Origin of the sequence: Holdemanella sp. DFI.5.55, from assembly GCF_020593575.1 — a bacterium.
Taxonomy (GTDB): Bacteria; Bacillota_I; Bacilli_A; order Erysipelotrichales; family Erysipelotrichaceae; genus Holdemanella; species Holdemanella hominis.
This window is the reverse complement of the sequence record NZ_JAJDMK010000109.1, coordinates 1-4,488: the sequence shown is the minus strand read 5'-3', so window position 1 is coordinate 4,488 and position 4,488 is coordinate 1. Positions and strand designations below refer to the sequence as shown.

The 4,488-nt window shown below is 35.1% G+C and carries 4 protein-coding genes; 3 read left to right on the top strand and 1 reads right to left on the bottom strand.

What is annotated here, in order from left to right; all coding sequences use genetic code 11:
• Positions 1-56: 56 nt before the first annotated feature.
• Positions 57-953: an AraC family transcriptional regulator gene (locus LJE08_RS12760; protein ID WP_227403418.1), complete on the bottom strand. Its 897-nt coding sequence runs from the start codon at positions 951-953 to the stop codon at positions 57-59.
• A gap of 130 nt (positions 954-1,083) precedes the next feature.
• Here LJE08_RS12760 and uxuA point away from each other — a divergent pair, with 130 nt between their 5' ends.
• Genes uxuA through LJE08_RS12745 form a run of 3 tightly spaced genes read left to right on the top strand, consistent with a single transcriptional unit; the run spans position 1,084 to position 4,433 of the window.
• Entirely contained in the window at positions 1,084-2,160 is a 1,077-nt protein-coding gene (gene uxuA, locus LJE08_RS12755) for a mannonate dehydratase (RefSeq protein ID WP_117926575.1), read from the top strand.
• 2 nt (positions 2,161-2,162) lie between these two features.
• Positions 2,163-3,779, top strand: a complete 1,617-nt coding sequence (locus LJE08_RS12750; RefSeq protein WP_117926576.1) for a mannitol dehydrogenase family protein — start codon at positions 2,163-2,165, stop codon at positions 3,777-3,779.
• 12 nt (positions 3,780-3,791) lie between these two features.
• Complete coding sequence (locus tag LJE08_RS12745) at positions 3,792-4,433, top strand: bifunctional 4-hydroxy-2-oxoglutarate aldolase/2-dehydro-3-deoxy-phosphogluconate aldolase (RefSeq protein WP_186999059.1); 642 nt, start codon at positions 3,792-3,794, stop codon at positions 4,431-4,433.
• Positions 4,434-4,488 lie beyond the last annotated feature (55 nt).

The window sequence follows — 4,488 nt, the reverse complement described above, 5'->3', positions numbered from 1 at the left end:
CATCCAGACAATAGTATCTGGATGGTTCGTCATTTCTTAACTTAATGACATTGAGGTTAACCCTGCTTTTCTTTTGTTTTTACAGATAATTCCTTAAATTCTTTTGGTGACATACCAAATTCTTTTTTAAAGGCACGGAAGAAACTCGTATAGTCTTTAAAACCATATAATATACAGATTTCTGTTAAATTTGTATGAAACGATATAGCGTCTTTGCATAAGCGAAGACGTTTTTTTGTGATGAATTGATGTACAGAAATACCAAGATTTGCTTTAAATACATGTGAAATATGGTATTTGCTGACAAAGAATATTTCAGACAGATGGTCAAGCGTCAAATCTTCATCGATATGGTCTTCAATGTACAATAAGATATTTTCATAGAGAGCATTTTCTTCGTATTTTTTATTTTTTTGTTCCATTTCATAAATGGAGCGATTAAAGTGAAAAACAAGATCTTTTAAACATAATTGGACCTTAGTTTGTTTACCAAAACGATTGGCATGCGTTTCTTCAATCAGTCTGAAGATTTTGGATTGTAAGGTGTTAAAACCAATAATGTCATAATGATATAAATATTGTTTTGTGGTAAGAACACGCTGAATTAAATAAACATAATCACTCGAGATGTTAAATAGTTTATTACAATAATCTTGGGAAATCCAGAATACGAAACGACGATATGGAATACTATTGTCTAAAAGCTTTGCGTAGTGCTTTGTGTTGGGTGGAATGATCAATATATCGCCTGGCACTAAAGGATGAGAGACACCCTCAATATCCATAGATATGTGTCCTTTTAAAAAAATGTAAAATTCATAGTAATTATGAGTGTGAGGATTGACATTAGCATAGTGAAAATTCTGACTCGTATCCTCATAATAATAGATTTCAAAGTCAGGTTCTAACATTTTTTGTCGAGTACTAAATGTCGTTTGAAGGTTCTTTTTCATAATTTTATTTTATGGGAAAACCGCAACTTTTGCAATGTTTATAACAATTAATGAAATTCCAAATTGAAACCGCTTTACCTATAATATAGTTGCCAAAACAAATACAAATCTTAGAAAGTGAGAACATTTTATGGAAATGACATTAAGATGGTATGGTTCAAAATTTGATACTGTCACATTAAAACAAATTCGACAAATCCCAGGAGTGACTGGAGTTATTACTACTTTATATGATACTGAGCCAGGTGAAGTTTGGAGCCGCGGAAGAATTCGTGCAATGAAAGACGAAGTAGAAGCTGCAGGCCTTCACGTTGCTGGAATTGAAAGTGTAAATATTCATGATGCGATCAAAACAGGTGCACCAGAAAGAGAACAATATATTGCAAACTACATTGAAACATTGGAAAACTTAGGGAAAGAAGATATCCACATGGTTTGTTACAACTTTATGCCTGTATTTGACTGGACACGTACAGAATTAGCGCGTGTAAGAGCTGATGGCTCTACAGTACTAGCTTATACACAAGAAGCGGTTGATGCCTTAGATCCAGAAAAAATGTTTGAATCCATTTCCGGAGATATGAATGGTTCAATCATGCCAGGTTGGGAACCAGAACGTATGGCCCGTGTTAAAGAACTATTTGAAATGTATAAAGATGTAGATGATGAAAAATTATTTGAGAACTTAAAATATTTCTTAGAAAAAATTATGCCTGTATGTGATAAATACGATATTAACATGGCCATTCACCCAGATGATCCAGCATGGAGCGTATTTGGACTTCCACGTATTATCATCAATAAAGAAAATATCTTGCGTATGATGAAAATGGTAGACAATCCTCATAATGGTGTTACTTTCTGTTCAGGATCTTATGGAACTAATTTAGCAAATGATTTACCTGATATGATTCGTTCATTAAAGGGAAGAATTCACTTTGCACATGTTCGTAACTTGAAATTCATTACACCAACAAACTTTGAAGAAGCTGCTCACTTATCAAGTGATGGTACATTTGATATGTATGAAATTATGAAAGCTCTATATGACATTGGATTTGATGGACCAATCCGGCCAGACCATGGACGTATGATTTGGGATGAAGTGGCAATGCCAGGATATGGTTTATATGACCGTGCCTTAGGAGCTACTTACTTAAATGGATTATGGGAGGCCATTGATAAAGCCACGAAGCGAGGTATCTAATTATGAAATTAACTTTAGAAGGTATTCAAAATCGAAAAGAATGGGAAGAAAAGGGATATTCTTTACCTCAATATGATATTGCTGAAATGAGAAAAGCTACAAAGGAAAATCCTTTCTGGATCCATTTTGGAGCTGGTAACTTATTCCGTGCATTCCATGCGAATGTTGTTCAAAATATGTTGAATAATAAAGATTTAGATCGAGGCTTGGTCGTTGCCGAAGGTTTCGATTATGAAATCATTGAAAAAATGTATGCGCCACACGATAACTTAGGTATCGTAGCTACATTAAAAGCCGATGGTACAATCGATAAAACCGTTGTTGCCAGTGTTGCAGAATCTTTACCTTTAGATTCAAATAATGAAAGTGCTTATGCAAGATTAAAAGAAATCTTCACAAACAAATCTTTACAGATGGCAACATTTACAATCACAGAAAAAGGATACAGCCTAGTAAATGGAAAAGGTGAACAACTCCCAGATATCACAGGAGACTTTGTGGATGGACCAGAAAAACCAGCTAGTTATATGGGTAAAGTGACATCTTTATTGTATGCTCGCTTTAAAGCAGGAGAACTTCCAATTGCGATGGTAAGTACAGATAACTGTTCTCATAATGGAGATAAGTTATATGCAGCTATCCTTGCATTTGCCAAAGCTTGGGCAGAAAACGGTAAAGCCGAAAAGGAATTTGTTGAATATATTGATTCAAATAAAGTGTCATTTACTTGGAGTATGATTGATAAGATTACACCTCGTCCAGATGCATCTGTTGAAAAAAACTTGTTGAACGATGGTGTAGAAGAATTAGATCCAGTTATTACTTCTAAAAACACATATGTAGCACCTTTCGTAAATGCAGAAGAAACAGAATACTTAGTTATTGAAGACAATTTCCCAAATGGACGTTTAGATTTAACTAAGGGTGGATTGATGTTTACAGACCGCGATACAGTAGACAAAGTAGAAAAAATGAAGGTTTGCACTTGTTTAAATCCATTACACACTTGTCTAGCCATCTTTGGATGTGTATTGGGATACAATAAGATTTCAGATGAAATGAAAGATGAAGAATTAGTAAAATTAGTTGAAACTGTCGGATATAAAGAAGGTTTACCAGTTGTAGTAAATCCTGGCATTTTGGATCCAAAAGAATTTATAGATACAGTATTAAAAGTACGTGTTCCAAATCCATTTATGCCAGATACGCCACAACGTATCGCCACAGACACTTCTCAAAAATTAGCAATTCGTTTTGGGGAAACAATTAAAGCGTATGCGAGTGCTGACAATCGCAATGTAGCAGATTTGAAATTAATTCCATTAGTGTTTGCCGGATGGTTACGTTATTTAATGGCTGTGGATGATGCGGGAAATGCGTTTGAATTAAGTCCGGATCCATTATTGGATACAGTTTGTCCTTATATTGAAGGATTTAAATTAGGTGAAACTAAAGATGCAACTGAAATTGAAGCCACACTAAAACCAGTTCTAGAAAATGATAAAATTTTTGGTGTGAACCTATATGAAGTCGATATGGCAGAAAAAGTATGCGGATACTTTAATGAAATGTTGGCAGGCGTAGGTAGTGTACGCTCAACATTAAAGAAGTATCTATAAGAGAGGTGTAAAATGAATACGATTAGTAAAACAATTCAAGAAATGGGTGTTGTCCCTGTTGTTGTTTTGAATGACGCAAAAGATGCTAAACCATTAGCTCAAGCTTTATGCGAAGGCGGTCTTCCGTGTGCAGAAGTGACTTTTCGTACAGAAGCTGCTGAAGAATCCATTCGATTGATGACAGAATGCTATCCAGACATGTTTGTAGGTGCTGGTACAGTATTGACAACAGAACAAGTAGATCGTGCAGTAAATGCAGGCGCAAAATTTATTGTAAGCCCTGGATTTGATCCAGAAATCGTAGATTACTGTTTAGAAAAGAATATTCCAATTTATCCGGGCTGCATTACACCTAGTGAAGTTGCTCAAGCTGTGAAAAGAGGATTGGAAGTTGTGAAATTCTTTCCAGCTGAACAATTTGGTGGTGTATCCACAATCAAAGCTCTTGCAGCCCCTTACGTAGGTGTGAAATTTATGCCTACTGGTGGAGTGAATGCCAAGAATTTAGATAATTATTTATCTTGTGACAAAATCGTTGCGTGCGGTGGAAGCTGGATGGTGAAAGGTGATCTTGTTGTAGAAGGAAAATTTGATGAAATTAAATCTTTAGTAGAAGAAGCTGTTGAATTAGTAGCTAAAATAAGGGGTAAATAAATGAAACAAAAAGTAGTCACTTTTGGAGAAATCATGTTACGTTTAGCACCAGAAG

Bases quoted from the DNA above. Each gene is read 5' to 3' on its own strand.
- LJE08_RS12750 (WP_117926576.1), top strand. From the start codon at position 2,163: ATGAAATTAACTTTAGAAGGTATTCAAAATCGAAAAGAATGGGAAGAA.
- LJE08_RS12760 (WP_227403418.1), bottom strand. From the start codon at position 953: ATGAAAAAGAACCTTCAAACGACATTTAGTACTCGACAAAAAATGTTA.
- uxuA (WP_117926575.1), top strand. From the start codon at position 1,084: ATGGAAATGACATTAAGATGGTATGGTTCAAAATTTGATACTGTCACA.
- LJE08_RS12745 (WP_186999059.1), top strand. From the start codon at position 3,792: ATGAATACGATTAGTAAAACAATTCAAGAAATGGGTGTTGTCCCTGTT.